At 61.7% G+C, this 18777-nt stretch carries 22 protein-coding genes and 1 pseudogene; 5 read left to right on the forward strand and 18 right to left on the reverse strand.

Annotation, left to right across the window (positions count from 1 at the left end):
* Window positions 1-19 precede the first annotated feature (19 nt).
* Window positions 20-1702 (reverse strand): recombinase family protein, encoded by a 1683-nt coding sequence (locus IHQ71_RS28575; RefSeq protein WP_258159769.1) that lies wholly within the window; start codon window positions 1700-1702, stop codon window positions 20-22.
* Window positions 1703-1745: 43 nt separating this feature from the next.
* Between IHQ71_RS28575 and IHQ71_RS28580 the strand changes: the two are divergent.
* Window positions 1746-3194: pseudogene (locus tag IHQ71_RS28580) on the forward strand (YifB family Mg chelatase-like AAA ATPase); the annotation flags it as partial.
* Window positions 3195-3251: 57 nt separating this feature from the next.
* Here IHQ71_RS28580 and cysK read toward each other — a convergent pair.
* The 5 genes from cysK to IHQ71_RS28605 all read right to left on the reverse strand — a co-directional run bounded on the left by cysK (window position 3252) and on the right by IHQ71_RS28605 (window position 7160).
* Window positions 3252-4220 (reverse strand): cysteine synthase A, encoded by a 969-nt coding sequence (gene cysK / locus IHQ71_RS28585; protein WP_258159770.1) that lies wholly within the window; start codon window positions 4218-4220, stop codon window positions 3252-3254.
* 137 nt (window positions 4221-4357) lie between these two features.
* Window positions 4358-4969 (reverse strand): LysE family translocator, encoded by a 612-nt coding sequence (locus tag IHQ71_RS28590; RefSeq protein ID WP_258159771.1) that lies wholly within the window; start codon window positions 4967-4969, stop codon window positions 4358-4360.
* 92 nt (window positions 4970-5061) lie between these two features.
* Window positions 5062-5943 carry a GNAT family N-acetyltransferase gene (locus IHQ71_RS28595; protein WP_258159772.1) on the reverse strand — a complete coding sequence of 294 codons (882 nt, stop codon included), beginning with the start codon at window positions 5941-5943 and terminating at the stop codon, window positions 5062-5064.
* A 1-nt stretch (window position 5944) separates the two neighbouring features.
* Window positions 5945-6247, reverse strand: a complete 303-nt coding sequence (locus IHQ71_RS28600) for an NIPSNAP family protein (RefSeq protein ID WP_258159773.1) — start codon at window positions 6245-6247, stop codon at window positions 5945-5947.
* A gap of 13 nt (window positions 6248-6260) precedes the next feature.
* Window positions 6261-7160, reverse strand: coding sequence for a DMT family transporter (locus IHQ71_RS28605; protein WP_258159774.1), 900 nt, complete (start codon window positions 7158-7160; stop codon window positions 6261-6263).
* Between the two features lie 111 nt (window positions 7161-7271).
* Between IHQ71_RS28605 and IHQ71_RS28610 the strand changes: the two genes are divergently transcribed.
* Window positions 7272-7724, forward strand: a complete 453-nt coding sequence (locus IHQ71_RS28610) for an Lrp/AsnC family transcriptional regulator (RefSeq protein WP_258159775.1) — start codon at window positions 7272-7274, stop codon at window positions 7722-7724.
* On the opposite strand, the gene IHQ71_RS28615 is transcribed toward IHQ71_RS28610, so the two are convergent.
* The 8 genes from IHQ71_RS28615 to dut form a co-directional block, all read right to left on the reverse strand.
* The gene (locus tag IHQ71_RS28615; RefSeq protein WP_258159776.1) at window positions 7714-7980 is read right to left on the reverse strand and encodes a hypothetical protein; all 267 of its coding nucleotides are present in this window, start codon (window positions 7978-7980) and stop codon (window positions 7714-7716) included. The genes IHQ71_RS28610 and IHQ71_RS28615 overlap by 11 nt on opposite strands.
* A gap of 10 nt (window positions 7981-7990) precedes the next feature.
* A complete protein-coding gene (locus IHQ71_RS28620) occupies window positions 7991-8686 on the reverse strand; it encodes a hypothetical protein (protein ID WP_258159777.1) in 696 nt (231 codons plus the stop codon).
* A gap of 4 nt (window positions 8687-8690) precedes the next feature.
* A complete protein-coding gene (locus tag IHQ71_RS28625) occupies window positions 8691-10088 on the reverse strand; it encodes an APC family permease (protein WP_258159778.1) in 1398 nt (465 codons plus the stop codon).
* 10 nt (window positions 10089-10098) lie between these two features.
* Complete coding sequence (locus tag IHQ71_RS28630; RefSeq protein WP_258163015.1) at window positions 10099-10266, reverse strand: hypothetical protein; 168 nt, start codon at window positions 10264-10266, stop codon at window positions 10099-10101.
* Window positions 10267-10275: 9 nt separating this feature from the next.
* Complete coding sequence (locus IHQ71_RS28635) at window positions 10276-10656, reverse strand: hypothetical protein (protein WP_258159779.1); 381 nt, start codon at window positions 10654-10656, stop codon at window positions 10276-10278.
* A gap of 13 nt (window positions 10657-10669) precedes the next feature.
* On the reverse strand, window positions 10670-10981 hold the full coding sequence (locus tag IHQ71_RS28640; RefSeq protein WP_258159780.1) for a hypothetical protein: 312 nt from the start codon (window positions 10979-10981) through the stop codon (window positions 10670-10672).
* A 224-nt stretch (window positions 10982-11205) separates the two neighbouring features.
* Window positions 11206-12120: a serine hydrolase gene (locus IHQ71_RS28645; protein WP_258159781.1), complete on the reverse strand. Its 915-nt coding sequence runs from the start codon at window positions 12118-12120 to the stop codon at window positions 11206-11208.
* A 2-nt stretch (window positions 12121-12122) separates the two neighbouring features.
* Window positions 12123-12596, reverse strand: a complete 474-nt coding sequence (dut, locus tag IHQ71_RS28650) for a dUTP diphosphatase (RefSeq protein ID WP_258159782.1) — start codon at window positions 12594-12596, stop codon at window positions 12123-12125.
* A gap of 90 nt (window positions 12597-12686) precedes the next feature.
* Between dut and IHQ71_RS28655 the strand changes: the two genes are divergently transcribed.
* The gene (locus IHQ71_RS28655) at window positions 12687-14270 is read left to right on the forward strand and encodes a peptide chain release factor 3 (protein ID WP_258159783.1); all 1584 of its coding nucleotides are present in this window, start codon (window positions 12687-12689) and stop codon (window positions 14268-14270) included.
* A gap of 182 nt (window positions 14271-14452) precedes the next feature.
* Here IHQ71_RS28655 and IHQ71_RS28660 read toward each other — a convergent pair whose 3' ends face one another.
* The 3 genes from IHQ71_RS28660 to IHQ71_RS28670 are packed head-to-tail and all read right to left on the reverse strand — an operon-like array spanning window position 14453 to window position 16938.
* The gene (locus tag IHQ71_RS28660) at window positions 14453-15037 is read right to left on the reverse strand and encodes a YigZ family protein (RefSeq protein ID WP_258159784.1); all 585 of its coding nucleotides are present in this window, start codon (window positions 15035-15037) and stop codon (window positions 14453-14455) included.
* Between the two features lie 12 nt (window positions 15038-15049).
* Window positions 15050-15994, reverse strand: coding sequence for a threonine/serine dehydratase (locus IHQ71_RS28665; protein WP_258159785.1), 945 nt, complete (start codon window positions 15992-15994; stop codon window positions 15050-15052).
* Between the two features lie 53 nt (window positions 15995-16047).
* The gene (locus tag IHQ71_RS28670; protein ID WP_258159786.1) at window positions 16048-16938 is read right to left on the reverse strand and encodes a LysR substrate-binding domain-containing protein; all 891 of its coding nucleotides are present in this window, start codon (window positions 16936-16938) and stop codon (window positions 16048-16050) included.
* 105 nt (window positions 16939-17043) lie between these two features.
* Between IHQ71_RS28670 and IHQ71_RS28675 the strand changes: the two genes are divergently transcribed.
* On the forward strand, window positions 17044-17751 hold the full coding sequence (locus IHQ71_RS28675) for a glutathione S-transferase family protein (protein ID WP_258159787.1): 708 nt from the start codon (window positions 17044-17046) through the stop codon (window positions 17749-17751).
* Between the two features lie 30 nt (window positions 17752-17781).
* Here the strand turns inward: IHQ71_RS28675 and IHQ71_RS28680 are convergent, their stop codons facing one another.
* Window positions 17782-18183, reverse strand: coding sequence for a RidA family protein (locus IHQ71_RS28680; protein ID WP_258159788.1), 402 nt, complete (start codon window positions 18181-18183; stop codon window positions 17782-17784).
* Window positions 18184-18248: 65 nt separating this feature from the next.
* Between IHQ71_RS28680 and IHQ71_RS28685 the strand changes: the two genes are divergently transcribed.
* On the forward strand, window positions 18249-18776 hold the full coding sequence (locus IHQ71_RS28685; protein ID WP_258159789.1) for an Lrp/AsnC family transcriptional regulator: 528 nt from the start codon (window positions 18249-18251) through the stop codon (window positions 18774-18776).
* Window position 18777: the final 1 nt, after the last annotated feature.

The following is an 18777-nucleotide window of genomic DNA, read 5'->3' on the forward strand; positions in this document are numbered from 1 at the left end:
CCGTTTCCGCTACGCTAGGCTAGCTATCGAGATGGCGCTGCACATCTCCCAGAGCGTTTGTTAGCGTCCAACCATCATCGTCAGCCGTGATCGAGACTTTGTACGTGAGCAAGTCATCGGCAGAAAATGACAGCGTTCGAAAGTTGCCATCGTCAAACAGCACAGAAAAGTGTTTGTCGGGCGAATACGTGTAATCTCGGACTTTCGTTCTCGGGGGAGGGCCACTGAGATCATCTGGATAAAGCAGCAGTTCTCTGACGTTCAGCTTGATCCAATTCGCGATCTTCGTACGGTCATCATAGGCCTTCGCGTTGTCCCAGTCGATGTCATCGATCTTGTTTTCCAGAGTAGGTAAGCTGGGATCGGCCTGCGTTGCATGGTTCGCCAACTCACTACGAAGTTGAACGATATCCTTTCCGATCTGCGTAATTTCGTCAGATAAGGATACGAGGCGGCGTTTGACGAAGTCGCCTGCGCTGTCTGCATCAGCTAGCAAGTCGAATGCCTTTTCACGTTGCAGCTCCAGCTTTTCCAGCGCTGACGTCTTAGCCAGGATGCCAGCCTCGATCAGTTCACGGCCCTCGTCCGGCCGGCCCAGAACCACACTTAGGTCAAGCTCTGAAACATACCTGAGGAAGCTTTTTTCAAAATAACGAAGACGCCAAGACGATGCGTCACAACGGTGGAAACGTTTCGAATTGGTGCAACGAATGTAGACACCCCCTTTGGGTCCTTCCCCCTTATCCTCGATCGACATGGGGCCGTCGCAGTATCCGCATTTCGCAACACCAGCGAAAAGGTTGACGAGCCGTGTTCCCTTTCTCCCGGCTCCCCTCGCGCCCCGGACCTTCCGGCCTTTTTGAACGCGATCGAATTGGGCTTCCGTTACGATGGCGGGATAGTATCCGGAAATTGGATCGCCCCAGGGAACTCGTTTGCCATCAACAAACCGATGAGGCTGAAACTCACCGATGACGGATCGATTTTTCAAAATTTTGGCCATGTAGGACTCGTGCCAACCATCTGAATCTGAGAATGGTTTCACCCCGGTGGCATTGAAGGCATGCGCAATCTGATACGCACCTTTGCCGGCGTCGGCTTGGGTGAAGATCGTTTGAATGAGCTGGGCTCTATCCTCGGTGATGGTGAACTCGGTTCGATCGTCATTGAGTGTGAGCCAAGCAGGACAGACTCTAGTCAGCTTCTTGTGGGCTAGCCCTTTTCGCTTGTTTTCCCACGCGGCACCGACGCGAACACTTTTCGTATGAGATTCATCGTGAGCCCGGCTCATGATGACAACGGACATAATGATATCGACGAACGCGCAGTTGTTTGCCTCATAAACCTTATTATCGACCAGCGTGATGATGTTTACGCCCGCCTCCAATATCTGAAGGAAAAGTGATGCAGCGGTTTGCGGTTGACTTCGGCTGATCCGATCGAGCGATTCTACGACGAGGTAAGAACCCTTTTCGATTTCTCCAGCCTGCACGGCATTAAGGAAGCGACCAAGCTGCCCTTCGCGGACGTTTCTGCCTTTGAAGGCAGACACGCCGATGTCCTCCAATTTAAAATTCGTCTGCAGGTCGAGATTATGCGCTTTGGCATACTTCTCAGCGGCTTCAGTTTGTCGCCTGAGACTGTCGCCTCGCAACTGAATTTCCGTTGACATTCTGATGTATGAGTAGGCTTTAGGTCGCATATGCAATCTCCTTGAAGACTACATAACGGAAAAATTAATCCTCCTCAACATGCACATTGTCGGCCTTGGCGACAAGGCCGTGGCCGAGAGCCGCGAGCGCGTACAGGCGGCCCTCCACGCATCCGGTCTGACGCTGCCGCCGAAGAAAGTCACCGTCAATCTGGCACCCGCCGACCTGCCGAAGGAAGGCAGCCATTACGACCTGCCGATAGCGCTGGCACTGATGGCGACGCTCGGCGCCATTCCCGCCGACGCGCTGGCCGACTATGTCGTTATCGGCGAACTCAATCTCGATGGCACGATCGCGCCGGTGGCCGGCGCGTTGCCGGCAGCCATCAGCGCCAATGCCATGGGCAAGGGCCTGATCTGCCCGCATGACAGCGGCCCGGAAGCGGCCTGGGCGGGCGCCGGCATGGATATTCTGGCGCCGCGCAGCCTGATCGGCCTCGCCAACCATTTTCGCGGCACGCAGGTGCTGAGCCGGCCCGAGCCGGCAATCCGCCAGAGCCCCGCCAATCTGCCCGACCTTGCCGATATCAAGGGACAGGAAAGCGCCAAGCGCGCGCTGGAAGTGGCTGCCGCCGGCGGGCATAACCTGCTGATGATCGGCCCACCCGGTTCGGGCAAGTCGATGCTGGCGCAACGGCTGCCCTCCATCCTGCCGCCGCTCGGCGCTGCGGAGCTCCTCGAAGTCTCGATGATCCATTCCATCGCCGGGCAGCTCTCCGGCGGCAAGCTCTCGGATCGCAGGCCGTTCCGCGCCCCGCATCACTCGGCCACCATGGCGGCCCTTGTCGGCGGCGGCCTGCGCGCCCGGCCTGGGGAGGCTTCACTCTCCCATAATGGCGTGCTCTTCCTCGATGAACTACCCGAATTCCATCCGGCCACGCTCGACGCGCTGCGCCAGCCGCTCGAGACCGGCGAATGCGTCATCGCGCGCGCCAACCACCATGTCAGTTACCCCGCCAATATCCAGCTTGTCGCGGCGATGAATCCCTGCAAATGCGGCATGGCTGGCGAGCCCGGTCACACCTGTGCGCGCGGTCCGCGCTGCGTCAGCGATTATCAGTCCCGTCTATCGGGTCCATTGCTCGATCGCATCGATATCAGGATCGAAGTGCCTGCGGTGACGGCCGGCGACCTGATCCGCCCAATGACCGCGGAGACGAGCGCCGTGATCGCCCGGCGGGTGGCACGAGCGCGGGAACTGCAACAGGACCGCTTCATCGCATTGGGGCAACCGGGCGTCAGTTGCAATGCCCGCTGCTCGACGGCGCTGATCGAAAAGATCGCCGAACCGGACGCCGGCGGGCTGCAGCTTTTACGCGACGCGGCGGACAAGATGAAATTCTCGGCTCGGGGTTATCACCGCATTCTCAAGGTCGCACGCACGCTCGCCGACCTGGATGAGGCAGCCCGCGTCGGCCGCATTCATCTGGCCGAGGCGATCTCCTACAGGATCGCAGGAGAGCGGCTGCAGAGCGCGGCTTAGCAAACAAGAAAGGGCCGGTTGCCCGGCCCTCTCTGATTTCGACACCAACGCAGAATGTCAGCTGCCCAGGCCCTCGAACAGCGCGGTCGAGAGATAGCGCTCGGCGAAGGAGGGGATGATCACGACGATGTTCTTGCCGGCATTCTCTTCGCGCTGCCCGAGTACGATCGCGGCGGTGAGTGCGGCACCCGACGAGATGCCGACCGGCACGCCTTCGAGCCTGGCGACGAGGCGGGCGTTAGTGAAGGCGTCGTCATTGGTGACGGTGATGACTTCGTCATAAACCGACTTGTCGAGAATGGCAGGTGCGAAGCCTGCCCCAATGCCCTGGATCTTGTGCGGGCCGGGATTGCCGCCGGAGAGGATCGGTGAATCGGCGGGTTCGACGGCGATGACCTTGAGGCCAGGCTTCCTGGCCTTCAGCACCTGGCCTGCGCCGGTGATCGTGCCGCCGGTGCCGATGCCGGAGACAAGGAAATCAACCGTGCCGTTGGTGTCGTTCCAGATCTCCTCGGCCGTGGTCTTGCGGTGGATTTCGGGATTGGCCGGATTTTCGAACTGCTGCGGAATGATCGCGTCGGGGATCGACGCGGCCAGTTCCTCGGCCTTGGCGATGGCGCCCTTCATGCCCTTGGCGCCTTCGGTCAGCACCAGTTCGGCGCCGAGCAGCGCCAGCATCTTGCGGCGCTCGATCGACATGGTCTCTGGCATGGTGAGGATCAGCTTGTAGCCCTTGGCGGCGGCGGCGAAGGCAAGCGCGATGCCGGTATTGCCGGAGGTCGGCTCGATGAGGGTGGATTTTCCGGGGGTGATCTTGCCCTGGGCCTCGAGCGACTCGATCATCGCCACCCCGATGCGGTCCTTGACCGAGGCGATCGGATTGAAGAATTCCAGCTTGGCGAGAAGGTTGGCCTTCACGCCCTTTTCCTTGGCCAGCTTGTCGAGTCGGACGATGGGCGTGTCGCCGATCGTTTCGGTGATCGAATTGTAGATCCGGCCGCGACCAGGCTTCTTGGCGTCTGACATGTTGCTCTCCCAGGTTTGTCTGGGGAGAAACTAGGCGCTTGGGTTTCGTCTTTCCAGACAGATTCGCGCGAGGGGAGCGCAATTTCGGAAATAAACCTCCCGCATTGCCAGCAGCCAAGCAATATTCTCCATTGAATTTATCGAATGGCGATATAACCGGCGGTTCCGGCAAGGAAGGTGGCGGAGGTGCGGTTGAGCCGCTTGAGCGCCACCGGCCGGCGGAAGAACTCGCGCGCCTTGGCGGCGAGCACGATATAGGGAATCGTTCCCGCCATCAGCACCACGGTCGTGACGGCGAGCAGTTCGAAATAATCCGTCACCGTGATGGATGCGATATCGATGAGTGTCGGCACCAGCGCCAGATAGAAGACCATCGCCTTGGGATTGCCGAGCGTCACCAGCAACCCGGATACCAACGACTGGAAAATGCTCCGCCTGGGGCCGATTTCGGCATCGGTCTTCAGCATGCCCGATGTCCAGATCTTGTAGGCGAGATAGGCGAGATAGGCCGCCCCGGCATACTTGATGATCATGAACACGGTGCCGAATGCCTGTGCGACGACCGCGAGGCCCAGCACGACGGCGGTGAGGAAGACCAGGTCGCCGAGCATGATGCCGATCGCCATGGCCAGGCTTTCGCGAAAGCTGCTCCCCAGCGCGCGGGCCACGAGCGCGGTGATCCCGGGCCCCGGAATGAGCACGACAACGAACAGGGCGAATGCATAGGCGGCGATGGCTGTGAGGGTCATTGGAGTAGGTCCATGCTGATTTGCCGTTGATACCAGAGGCGGAAACAATGGTCAAATTGCGTTGTAATTGCGGAATATGCTCGATTTAAGCGCTAGAATTCCGCCAATGGCGAAAGCATGAATGGCCCCGAATTGAGAAGAGCGTCCGTGTCACCGGTGACCATCAGATCACAGGAGCCTTCGTAACGCCCAGTCTCTCCGGTCCAGCCCAGTCGATCGGTCGGGAAGTAAACGGCCGCGCGTTCGGCACGCGTTTGCACGGCCGCGATGACTTGGGCAAGCAATGGAATATCGCGGCTGGCGATGTCGAGAAGATGGAAGGTCCCGGCCCCCTCTCGCCAGGCGACGATCGCATCATGATCCGGCATATGAGACAGTCGGATCGACGGATCGAAACAGGCGTTGAGCAGGAATTCCTCGATATGCCCGGTGACGGCGAAGCGCTCCGAGACTGGCATTCGCTGTATGAGCACGGATCGTATCAGAGCCACATCCGCGTCGTTCTCGATGGAGAGGTGCCGGCATGGCAGGACGCCCGCAGCGGCTGGCATCGGGCCATGGAACATGTGCTGCTTAATGACGCGGAATCCGTAGGATGTATAAAGGCCGGGTTTGTCGGTGAGGAGCATTCCGAATTCGAAGCGTTGGCCTTCGGCCCAGGCGAAGGCCCGCTGCATCAGGTCGCGATAGAGCCCCTGGCCGCGATATTCCGGCCGCACCGCGCCGGATTGGTAGCCCACCGCATGTACTCGCCGGCCATTGATGACCAGCGGCGTCGAAAATGCGCTGAAATTCGCCACACAGCGCCCCGTCTCGTCGAAATAGCCGAACGGCATCGACGTCGGATCCGGCCCGCCCAGGCGGTCGAGCTGTCCGATATCGATCTCGAACGTGTCGAAGAGAAGGTCCACTAGCGCCGTGAATGCGGCCCGGTCTCCGAAATAGTCGGAACGGAATTCTAATTGGCCGACCATGTCAGAAGAGCGGGCGCATGAAGCTGCGCTCGTAGCTCACGATGCAGCGCGTCTTTTCGCCGAAATCCAGCGCGGCCTGGCATTCCGGGTCGGCCGCCATCCTCTGGCGATAGATCTCGTATTCGGCAAGCGACGGAAAACTGAACAGCGCCAGCGCAATGTTGCTGGCGCCTTCGCTTGGCAGGAAATACCCGTGATGCGTGCCACCCAGCCGCGTCACCAGAGGTATCCAGAGCTTCGCGTAATGTTCGAATTCAGCCAGTTTATAGGGATCGATGACATAGCGAAGATAGCACGTGATCACGAAACGCTCCCCCTCATGGTGCTGTCGGCGCGCGCCTGAAAATTCCGAGCTTGAGGCCGAAATTCATGCCCGCGACCGCCAGGAAGATCAGCGCCATGCCGATCATCTGTACCGGCTGGAGTAGATGGCCGAAGGCCAGCCTGTCAACCACGATCGAAGCGACCGGATAGATGAAGGACAGCGCGCCGGTGAGGTGGACCGGCAGCCTCTGGATCGCGCCATAGAGCAGGATGTACATCACGCCGGTATGGACAAAGCCCATCGTGGCAAGCAGCGACCAGGTCTGGCCATCCGAGGGCAGATTGAGGAAGTCCGCGAAGGGCGCCAGCATCGCCACGCCGGTCAGGACATGCACGAGCGCCACGAGATGCGGCGGCACGCCTTTCAGCCACTTGGCGGCGAAGGCAGCCAGCGCATAGAAGAGGGCCGCTCCGAGTGCGAGCAGGATGCCGATGGCATAGCTCCCGCCTGTCGCTCCGCCACCGGGCTTGGCCTGTACGATCAGCATCATGCCGCCGAAAGCGAGCGCCAGCCAGGCGAGCTTTTCCAGTGTGATCTTCTCGCCGAGAAACAGCGCGCCCAGCCCGAGCAGCATGAAGGGCTGGGTGTTGTAGACCGTTGTGGCGATCGAGATCGAGGATCGGGGATAGGCGGCGAACAGCAGCAGCCAGTTCGACACGATGGCGATGCCGCCGAGCACGGCGATCAACAATTGCCGGCGGGTGATGACGCCGGGCTTGAGGTAACCGAGCGCGCCGCAGATGGCTATCAGCGCCACGGCACCGAAAGCGCAGCGCCAGAAGACGACATTCTCGACCGGCTGCCCGGACACCAGCACGAACCAGCCGATCGTGCCCGATATCAGCATCGCTGCCGTCATTTCGATTGTTCCGCGCCGTATGTCGTTCTGCATTGCCTTGCTCCTCGGGTTATGAGGAGGATATTGCGCGGATGGTGTTCTTTATATAGTTTGGCGAAGGATCATCTGCCGTCGTGCCTAATAATGAAAAGCAGAGAGAGTAGAATGCCTAACGATACGCTCGATGCCATCGACCAGCGCATCCTCGAAGCCCTGAGCCGCAATTCCCGCATGCCGTTGAAGGAACTGGCCGAGATCGCCGGCCTGTCTTCGCCAAGTGCCGCCGAACGCGTGCGGCGGCTCGAGGATCGTGGGGTGATTTCCGGCTTCACGGTCAGTCTCGGTCTGGCGGCGCTCGGCTATCCCTTGCAGGCCATCGTGCGCGTCCGACCGCTGCCGGGCCAGCTTCACATCGTCGAGCGATTGATCCAGGAAACGCCTGAGTTCATCGAATGCGACAAGGTCACGGGTGACGATTGCTTCATCGCCCGGCTGGTCGTGCGCTCGATGGGTGAGCTCGACGGCATACTGGACAAGATCGCCGAGCGGGCGGAAACCAATACGTCGATGATCAAGGCCTCGCCGGTCGAGCGCCGCCTGCCGCCGTTCAACGGGTGACTTTGGCGTTCAGCGTCCGGATACGCGCGCGCCGGTAGGCATCAGGAATGGAGAGCGCCCAGATGAACAGACCGCCCGCATGGCGCCCGATGAATGAAATCTCCGGCGTGGTTGTCGCATAGGTCAGCGCGCCGAACAGAACCACGAAGAAGGCGAAGGCCAGACCACGCCGCGGCTCGCCGGCGGCCACATGCCCGGCGCCCGGCAGGATCACCGCCAGGGCCAGCACGAGATAGGGGTTCATCACTTTCTGCATCGGCGCAATTCTAAGCTGCTTCCGTGACCGGCGCCAGTGCGGAATCCGGCAGCACCTCGGCCAGCGCGCTGGCCATCGCGATCGCTGAACTGATATCCTCGGCCGGCACCGATGCGATGGCGAAACGGGATTGGCGCAGGAAAAGATGCGCCGCACGTTCGCCCTGGGCGGCCTGGCGCATGATGCGCACGCCATTCGGGCTGATCACCGCTTCCTTGACCTGTGGGTCGGCGAACACGGTGCTGAAATGGCCGAGCACCCGCTCTGCCTGCCATGGCGTGGCGGAGCCGTCGCCGCGCATCAGCATCGATGTTCCGGTCTTCGGCGGCGCCATCCATTCCCGCATGTCGTGGACGAGCGAATAATACTCGCCCCCGGTCGGGCGCGCCAAGGCGCCGATCAAGGGTCGTCGATACGTGCCGCTGTCGTAGATCGTCACCCTGAGCCAGAGCTGCGGCAGCCGCCGGGTGATCATGCTGTCGCCGATGAGCTCGATCTTCACCTGCCTGCCATCGGCGATCCTGCCGGTAGCCACCGGAAATTGGTCCGGTCCGATCATGATCGAGGCGTCAGAGAGCAGGTTTACCGCTTCATCGAGAAGCCGATGGCGCGAAGCCATGGCATCCCGATGTTCCCTGATCCCTCGGACGGCGAGCCATGCGCATGCCGCCAGCGAAAGGATCAGCAAGGCGAAGCTGGTGGTCATCCCGTCAATATCCCTGCGGCTTCGGCCAGGGCATGGTGAACTGGTCGCCACGCTTTACATATTGATAACGCCGGAAGTGGAACCAGAGCGACGCGATGACGTAGAACCCGACCATGGTGATGAGCTGGGTTCCGTAACCCAGGAACACCGCGAAGTAGGCCGTGGCGCAGAGGATCAAGAGCACGATGGTCGGCAGCGGATGCATCGGGTGCACATAACCGCGCTTGATCGAGCCGAGCGGCCACTTGTTGCGGAACATCACCATGTTGAAGGTCATGAACGTATAGCCGAGCAGGCCCGACAGGATCGAGAAGGTGACGACCTGGTCGAGCGGTGCGCCGAGCGCGAAGATCAGCGCGATCGGTACGAGGAAGACGATCGAGCGATAGGGCGTGCGATAGATCGGATGCACCGCGCCGAACCAGATCGGCAGGTAGCGGTCGCGGCCCATCGAGAACCATGCCCGCGATGCATCGTTGATGCAGCCGTTGGCCGAGGCGAGCGTCGAGAAGATCGTGCCGATGAACAGCAGCACCATCAAGCCGCTGCTGCCGGTGACGCGCGCGGCATCGAACAGCGGCGTGCCGGCCTGGCCGAGATATTCCCACGGGATCAGGCCCGAGCAGACATACCAGGTCATGGTCGCCGCGATCAGCAGCGTCATGATGCCGGCCATGGTGCCGTAAGGCAGCGAGCGGGCAGGGGAGCGAACTTCCTCGGCCGCCTGGCAGGTGCCCTCGATGCCGAGATAGTACCAGAGCCCGAAGTGAAGCGACGCGATGATGCCCATCCAGCCATAGGGAAGCGGGTCGCTGGTCACCGCCGAGAAATCGAGCGGAACGGTCGAAACTCCCATCTGCACCACGACGAACAGGATCACGATTGCCAGGAAGGCGATGCCGGTGATGACGAGATTGAAATTCAGTGTCGCCAGCACGCCGCGATAGTTCAGCCATGCCAGGAACATGATGGAGAGAATGATGAAAGGCTGCTGGTTGAGGCCCGAATGGCCCTGCAATCCGGCGACCGTATCGAGCAGGAAGCCGATCGTGATCGCATTGCCGGCCTCCAGCATCGTATAGGCCATGACCAGGAACAGGCCGACATTGAAGGCCATCAGCGGCCCGACGATGTGCTTGGCCTGGGCATATTGCCCGCCGGCCGCGGCGACCGTCGAGGTCACTTCGGAGTCGATCATCGCGACGCAGGTATAAAGCAGTCCGGCCACCCAGCAGGCGACCAGGCCTGCGATCATGCCGCCTTTGCCGATCGAGAAGTTCCAGCCCATATATTCGCCGACAAGAACGATGCCGACGCCGAGCGCCCAGATGTGGGCGGGGCCGAGAACGCGCAGCAATTGAAGTCGCTGGGGCTGGCCGGTGGTGGAATTTGTGTCTGCCATGGAAGCCCCCTCAGATCACGTGACGTTCGGCTGCGGCCTCGATCTCGCCTTCGCGCGACGAGGTCAGCAGGTCGTTGTCGTAGGTCGTATCGATGCGCACCATGTCGTAGAGCATCAGCGCGCCGAAGACGAAGGAAAGCGCCCATGCCGCGTATTCCAGGATTGTCCAGATATCCATGTCGCGCCCCTATTTCTTGTTGCCGAAACGCTCTTCGATGACTTCGCGATATTCCCGATCGGAGAGCCGGACGACGAGAACGAAATAGCCGATGACGAGTACCGCCATGGTAATCAGCGCGGCCCAACTGAAGGAATAATCGAACCGGGCGGTAATCATGTCATTGGCGGCCGCTGGATCGGTGATGCCGAGTGCCGCCCACTGCTGCTGCTCGGTGGCATTCTGGCCAAGCGCCTCCCAGGTCGGGTTGGCGATCGGCGCGGGCGTCTTGGCGGCGCCGGCGAGCCCGAGATAAAGCGGAACGTAGAGCGCTCCGACCGTCAGCACGAGCAGCGTGATGACGTCGAAGACCTGCGCGCCGAGACTTTGTTTGGGCGGTTGATATGCCATTGATGTGTCCCCCTTAGCGCCGGCGTGCACGCATCTCGTCGAGATGCTTCAGGTCGAGGCCGTAAATGAAGTGCTTGTCGTCGGAATAGTGGCGCAGCATGGCGACGATGGCCGCCGTGTTGAAGATCAGCACCAGCGCGCAGGCCACGGAAAGAATGATCCGGATGCCTGGTACGGCAATGAATGGCCAGATGGTGAACAATGCGAAAAGCATGGTGCACCACAGCACAACGATGAAAATGATGAGACCCAAACGGTCGCGCGCATGCATCCTGTCGATGCGCTGCGTCAGCAACGCATCGGCGCGTTCCTCTGCCAATATCATATGTCCTCCCATGCCCGCGAGGGCAGAAACACATTTGCCTCCCAGGCAAATTTCTTTCGCGTTAGGAATACGACCGGATGTTAGCGCTGTCAACAATCGTCTGCGTTGAAATGACGCATCCTGCACAGGATTTGTGCGGACAGCCCACGGAATGGGCAGTGCAATCAAGCTGAGAAAAGTTGACTATGCTTCTGCGAGCCAAGGGCATTGCACCCTTGGCGCCATCAAGCGGCGGACATGGCTTCCAATGTCACGTCGAGGATTTCGCCCATCCGGCCATGATCGATCCCGTGATCGACGCGAGCGGAGCGGTGTACGACGACAAGGTCGTGGCCCGGCAGAACGATGATGTATTGCCCGCCAAACCCGCTGGCATAGTAGAGCGGCACATCCGCATTGAGCCGATCGCCCGGCGCTCCGGCTTCGGCCGTCCACCAGAGGTAGCCATAACCTCGCCCGCCGCCGAGATCGACATGCGGCCGGACACTCTCCCGAACCCAGACATCGGGAACGATCTGGTGCCGGTTCCATGACCCGCCCTGCAGGTAGAGTTGGCCGACACGTGCGAGATCGCGGGCCGAAAGACGCATCTTGTAGACCGGATGCATGGATTCCGGTCCGTGCTCGAAACGGAGGTCGCTGACATCGAAATCCTGCATGCCGAGGGGCGTTGCCACGCGGTTCGAAAATGCTTCGAACAGCCCCATGCCGGTGATGCGTTCGAAGATTGTGCCGAGCACATTGAAGTCCCAATTGTTGTAGAACCAGTGCGTGCCCGGCGGATGGCTGCCACGCGCGGGTCGGCCGCGAGATGTATCGTAGACCGAGGGATGATAGACGCCGGATCGCGTGGTGAGGAGATCGCGTATCGTGGCGCGCTTCTCATCCACTGTCAGCTGCTCGATGTCATCCACGCCGATATCGGCCAAGGTCGCATCGAGATCGATCCGCCCCTCGGCAGTGTATATGCCGAACAGAATGCTGACCAGGCTCTTGCGAACAGAGGCCACGCTCGACCGCGCGGCGATGTCGCCCCAGGCAAACACCTGCTCGCCGCCGTGCAGCATCATGAATGCGGTCGATCCGCCCCTGCCGAGCTCAACGCCCAGCCTGGCAAGCCCGTCCTGGCGCCATGGCACTGCTATTGCAGTCCCGTCGAGCCGAAGCCGCCGGCGCCGCGATCCGTGGCGCCGGCCAGCGCGCGTTCCTCGACGATCCCCTGCACCACCGGCGCCACAACCAACTGGGCGATGCGCATGCCGCGCTCGACCTTGAACCGCTCCTCACCGAAATTGATCAGCAGCACATGCACCTCGCCGCGAAAGTCGCTGTCGATAGTACCCGGCGAATTGAGGCAGGTGATGCCGTTCTTGAAGGCGAGGCCGGAGCGGGGCCGCACCTGGATTTCGTAGCCGGGCGGTATCTCGAAAATGAACCCGGTGGGGATGAGGGCGCGATTGCCGAGCTTCAGGATGATGGGTTTGTCCTCGGGCACGGCGGCGCGGATATCCATGCCGGCGGCACCCAGTGTTTCATAGGCGGGGAGCGGCAGTCCGTCGCCATGGGGCAGGCGGACGAGACCGATGACGGGCGGGGGCGTGATGATCTGGCTCATGGATGCTTTCTCGCCCGTGGGGCGGGCGGGGTCAATTGCATTTGCCGGCCCGAATGGCTAGATAGCCGCCATTCAACAGGATTTTGATTGATGACGGACCAACTGGCCGAGGCGATCTCCCGCCGCCGCACCTTTGCTATTATCGCGCATCCGGACGCGGGCAAGACGACGCTGACCGAAAAGCTGCTGCTGTTCGGCGGCGCGATCCAGCTCGCCGGCGAGGTGAAGGCCAAGAAGGACCGCATCCAGACCCGCTCCGACTGGATGAAGATCGAGCGCGAACGCGGCATCTCGGTCGTCACCTCGGTGATGACGTTTGAATATGACGGCAATGTCTTCAACATCCTCGACACACCCGGTCACGAGGATTTCGCCGACGACACCTACCGCACGCTGACGGCGGTGGATGCCGCGATCATGGTCATCGACGCCGCCAAGGGCATCGAGCCGCGCACGCTGAAACTGTTCGAAGTTTGCCGGCTGAGAAATATCCCGATCATCACCTTCATCAACAAGCTGGACCGTGAAAGCCGCGATCCCTTCGAGATTCTCGACGAGGTCGAGGAGAAGCTTGCGCTCGATACGGCGCCGATCACATGGCCGATCGGCCGCTCGAAGAGCTTCTGCGGCAGCTACCATCTCGCGACCGACGAGGTGCGCGGCTCCGATACCGAGGCGCATACCAAGAAGGTCAACGGCCCGGAGGCCGTCGCCAGCCGGCTGCCGCAGAACGAGCAGGGAGCCTTCATCGACGAGGTCCTGCTCGCCCGCGAAGCCTGCAAGCCTTTCGACGAGGAGAGCTTCCTGGAAGGTCATATGACGCCGGTCTTCTGGGGGTCGGCGCTGAGGAATTTCGGCGTCCGCGACCTCATCAACGCGCTTGGCGAGATTGCGCCGCCGCCGCGCGACCAGGTCGCCGATGTCAGGACCGTGCACGCCACCGAGGACAAGATGACGGCCTTCGTCTTCAAGATCCAGGCCAATATGGACCCCAACCACCGCGACCGCATCGCCTTTGCCCGCATCTGCTCCGGCAAGCTCGAGCGCGGCATGAAGGCGCGGCTTGCCCGCACCGGCAAGCAACTCGGGCTGACCGCGCCGCAATTCTTCTTCGCCTCGCAGCGCCAGTTGGCTGACACCGCCTATGCCGGCGATGTCGTGGGCATCCCCAACCACGGCACGCTCCGCATCGGCGACACGCTGACCGAAGGCGAGCAGCTGGTCTTCCAGGGCGTGCCGAATTTCGCGCCGGAAATCCTGCGCCGCGTGCGGCTCGAGGATGCGATGAAGGCCAAGAAACTGCGCGAAGCCCTGCAGCAGATGGCCGAGGAAGGTGTCGTGCAACTCTTCCTGCCGGAAGATGGCTCACCTGCAATCGTCGGCGTCGTCGGCGCGCTGCAATTGGATGTGCTCAAGGAACGGCTGTCGGGCGAATACACGCTGCCGGTCAGTTTCGAGATGAGCCGCTTCTCCGTCTGCCGCTGGATCTCGGCCGACAATCCGCTCGATCTCGACAAGTTCGTCACCGCCCGCCGCGGCGACATCGCACGCGACCTCGACGGCGATCCGGTCTTCCTTGCGCAGGACGCGTTCTCGCTGCGCTATGAGGCCGAGCGCTATCCCGCGATCAAGATGGTGGCGATCAAGGAATACCACGTCGCCAAGGCTGCGTAGCGACCGGCGCAGCCGGGCAAATCAATGGAATTGATTTGAGTGGAGCAGGCCCGAGCGCGACGCCGCGCGAGGGCGCACGCGTGAGCTGCCGGCGCAGCCTGGCAAATCAAGGGAATTGATTTGAGCGAAGCAGGCCTGAGCGCGGGCCGCGCGAAGGCATCGGTGGCCGGCACGACCGCCTGTCAATCGAACGATACGTCGCTCCGCCCGCTAGTCAGGTCGGCCACGAGGCGCGACACCGCCTCGACATCCGTCTCCACGATACGGGCGGCGATATCCGCACCCGTCGCGCCGAAGCGCTCTTCCAGGATTTGCAAATCCTTGAAGGCGGTGAGCTTCGCCTTGACCAAGGCAAGATCAGAAAATTCCAGATGAAAATACCCGTCGACCGACGGCTTCATCTCGATGCGTTCGGCGCCTCGAAGGCAGATCGCCGCCGTGCCGCCATAGGCGCGCACGAGCCCGCCGCTGCCTAGCAGAATTCCACCGAACCAGCGGGTGACGATCACCACGACCTTGTCGATTGCCTGCCCGTCGATCGCCGCGAGGATCGGCTTGCCCGCAGTGCCGCTCGGCTCGCCATCGTCGGAAAAGCGGTAGCCCGCGCCGATCCGCCAGGCCCAGCAATTGTGGTTCGCGTCGACATGTCCATGCGCCGCGAGTGCCGCCTTCGCTTCGTGCTCGTTGGCAATCGGAACGGCGGTCGCGAGGAACCTGCTTTTCTTGATGACCTGTTCTGCGGTTGCCGGTTGGACGAGTTGAAACATGGGGTGGTGATCTCAGCCGAAATCCACAGCCGTCGTGTTCGACCCGCAAACGAGTACCGCCACCCGCTCGCCATTCGCCGGTACATAGCGGCCTGACAGGATCGCCGCCATCGCCGCTGCCCCACCCGGCTCGGTCGCTACCCGCACACTGTCCCACAGCGCCTTCTGGGCCTGCCGGATCGCGTCGTCTGTGACGAGAACGGATTGGCCGACGTGATCGCGTGCGAACGGGAACATCAACTGACCCACCTGTTTCGGCGCCAGCGAATCCGCCGCTACGCCGCCCGCCGGTGCATCGACGGGGTGGCCTGCCGCAAGCGCCATGTTGAGCGTCGGCGCCTCCTCGGGCTCCACGGCCACGATCTTCACTCGCCCGCGATACCAGGCCGCGATGCCGCCTATCAGCCCGCCGCCGCCGACCGCGACCAGAAGCGTATCGATACCAGGCAGGTCATCCTCGATCTCCTTGCCGAGCGTGCCTTGGCCGATAAGCGTTTCCGGTTGATTGAAGGCATGGATCTGCATCGCCCCGGACTTTTCCGCGAAAATCTCGCTCGCCGCCAGCGCATCGGAATAGCGATCGCCGCCGATCACGAGGTCGGCGCCGAAGCTCCTGATGCGATCGGTCTTGGCCTTGGCGCTGATCGAGGGTACGAAGATCGTCGCCTTGATCCCGAGCTTCATCGCCGCATAGGCGACCGCAGCACCATGGTTGCCGCCCGAGGCAGCCACCACGCCGGCATCGGGCACATCCCGCGTCAGCAGGTTGGTGAAGGCGCCGCGCGCCTTGAACGAACCCGAATGCTGCAGGCATTCGAGCTTTAGATCGAGTGCGCCACCCTGCAAACCGAAATCCGCCATGGAAACCATCATGACTGGCGTGCGCCTGACATGCGGACGGATGATGGCTTCGGCCGCCGCGATGCGGTCCGGTGTAATTTCGATACTGGCTGACATGCTGGGTCTCTCTCTGCGGGACTGAGAAATCTTGGCGCGGATGGATTGGAAAATCAACCGCCCGCCCGTTCGAGCAGCAGATCGACCACCGCCCGGACGGAGGGAAGCTGGCCGCGCCGATGCGGCATGAGGATCGTCGTCGTGATGCTGCCGGCGGTCCAGTCCGGCAGCACGCGGACGAGCGTTCCATCGGCCAGCGCGCCTCGGCAGACTGATGTCGGCAGGCAGGTGATGCCGATGCCGGCGGCGGCGGCCTTGAGCAGCACGAAGGGTTCATCGGCGGCCATCACGGGATTGACCTCCGCTTCCACGGTGTCGCCAGCGGTCGAGGAAAGCCGCCACGACGTCTCGGCGGGATTGGCGACGATGCTTTTATGCTGGGCAAGTTCTTCCGGACGCAACGGTGCGCCATGCTGCTCGACATAGTCCGGCGAGGCCACGACGTAGAAATAATGGACGCCGAGCTTGCGCTGCACCAGCGCGGAATCCGCGAGCGGCTGCTGATGGCTGCGGATGGCGATGTCGAAGCCCTCCTGCACGATATCGACGAATCGATCGGTCACATGCAGCGCCAGCGTCAGCTTGGGGTAGCGCACCGACAGTTCCTGGAGATGCGGCGCCAGCGTGAACTGCGCCGTTGGTACCGAGGTGGTCAGGCGCACGGTACCGCTCGGCTCGCCAAGGCGGGTGCGGACGATATTCTCGGCATTCTCCGCTTCGATCACCGAGGCCCTGGCATGCTGGAAGAAGTCGCGGCCCAGGTCGGTCAGCGAGAAACTGCGCGACGTGCGATGGATCAGTCGCGCACCGAGCCGCGCTTCGAGTTCGGCGACACGCTTGCTGATCGTTGATTTCGGAACGCCGAGCCGTCGAGCCGCCGCGGCAAAACCGCCGCTGTCTACCGCCTGGACGAAGAATTGCAGATCGTTGAGGTTCATATCCATCGTCCATATCCGTGGACATTAGGGTTCCAAAGTCACGGCTACCGGTCCATCGTCCGCAATGGCATATCAATCGGGTCGATATCAATCAACAGGAAGGAATGATCGATGGCCCTCACTTTGTTCTACGGCGTGCCCGAAGGCTGCTCGTTCGGCTCGATCGTCGCGCTCGAATGGTCCGGCGCGAAGTATCATCTCTGCCGCGTCCAGATGCCGGAAGCAGTCTCCAGCGAAGACTACAGGCACATCAACCCGGTCGGCGAAACGCCGACGCTGATGCTGCCCGACGGGCGGCTGATCAGCGAAAGCATGGCGATCCTCGGCCACATCGCGGCCAAGACGGTGAACAAGGGCCTCGGCTTCGAGCCGGGCTCGCCGGATGACGACCGCCTGAGGCAGATGCTGGCATTTCTCAACACCAGCTTCTTCAATGCTTTCAGCCCGCTCTGGTATTCGATCGAGCACGACCTCGCGCCGGATGCGAAGCAGGCATTGCGCGATTACGGCATCGCCAAGGTCGAACGGGCGCATGCCGATCTCGAAACCTTGCTCGATGGCAAGCAATGGCTGCTCGGCGACAAGCGCAGCTTCGCGGATGCCTATTTCATGGGGATCGCCCGGTGGAACGATTTCCACAAGGTGGTCGATCGTCGGCAGTTTCCGGCGCTCAACAGCCTCTACCAACGGATGCTGGAAGACCCGGCCGTCCGCTTCGCCCATGCGATCGAGCATCAGGAAGAGGCGCTCAGCGCCGGCGGCTTCCAGGGGCATCTGAGCATGGATGACATGCTCGGCGAGATCCGCAAAGCTGCGTAACACGTGATGCCGGCGGTCAAGCCGCCGGCCTCAACCCGCCGCGACCACTTCGAGCTCGACCAGCCAATCGTCGCGGAGGGTCTGCACCACGATCGCCGTGGTCGGCACGATACGCCCGTCGAGGGCCGCGACGCGCGCATCCTGATTGGCTTCGGCATAAGACCTGTCACCGAGGTAGCTGGTGACCCGAACGATGTTTGCGGTGGTCATGCCGGCATCCGCGAGGATGGCGCGGAGATTCGACCAGATCAAGTCCAGCTGTTCTTTCAGGTCCCGGCCTGCATTGCCGACCGCATCCAACCCCATCGTGCCGCTCACGAAGAGAAGCCGGGATGGATTGCTCACCTCCATGGCATGCACATAATCGGGTGTCGCGGGGTAGACGCCTTCGGTAGGGTTACGCGCCATCATCGTCGTCATCGTGATCTCCATTTGAATAATCTTCAGAAAAATGAGATTAATGCCGAAGATAATTCAGAGAAAGAACGTCTTGAGCCATGAACGAAAATACAGATGGTGTTCGGCGCAGACGGCTTGAGCGTGCCTCCGTCGATGCGTCCGACCGAAGAATATTAGCCGAACTCGCCCGCGACGCCGGCCAGAGTTTCGCTGAACTCGGGCTCAAGGTCGCGCTTTCCCCGCCAGCGGTGCATGAGCGGGTCAAGCGGATGAAGCAGTCCGGCGTCATCAGGGACACGGTGGCGCGCATCGATGCGACCGCCGTCGGCAAATCCCTGCTGGCCTTTGTTCATGTCGAGGCGGCGGGCTGGGGCAAGAGCGAGCGCCTGCTGCAACTGGCTCGCTATCCCGAAATCGAGGAAATGCATTCCGTGGCGGGTGATGCCAGCATGGTGCTCAAGGTCCGGACCGAAAGCCCGCAGGCGCTCGAACACCTGCTCGGCCAGATCCATTCCGTACCCGGCGTCAGGGGCACGAAAAGCTTCATCGCGCTGTCGACCTTTCTCGATCGCCCGGTCCAGGCCGAGGTCACGGAAACCTGGCCGGATTTTCCGATGCCCGAGTGAC

The sequence above is a fragment of the Rhizobium sp. TH2 genome (assembly GCF_024707525.1).
GTDB lineage: Bacteria > Pseudomonadota > Alphaproteobacteria > Rhizobiales > Rhizobiaceae > Rhizobium_E.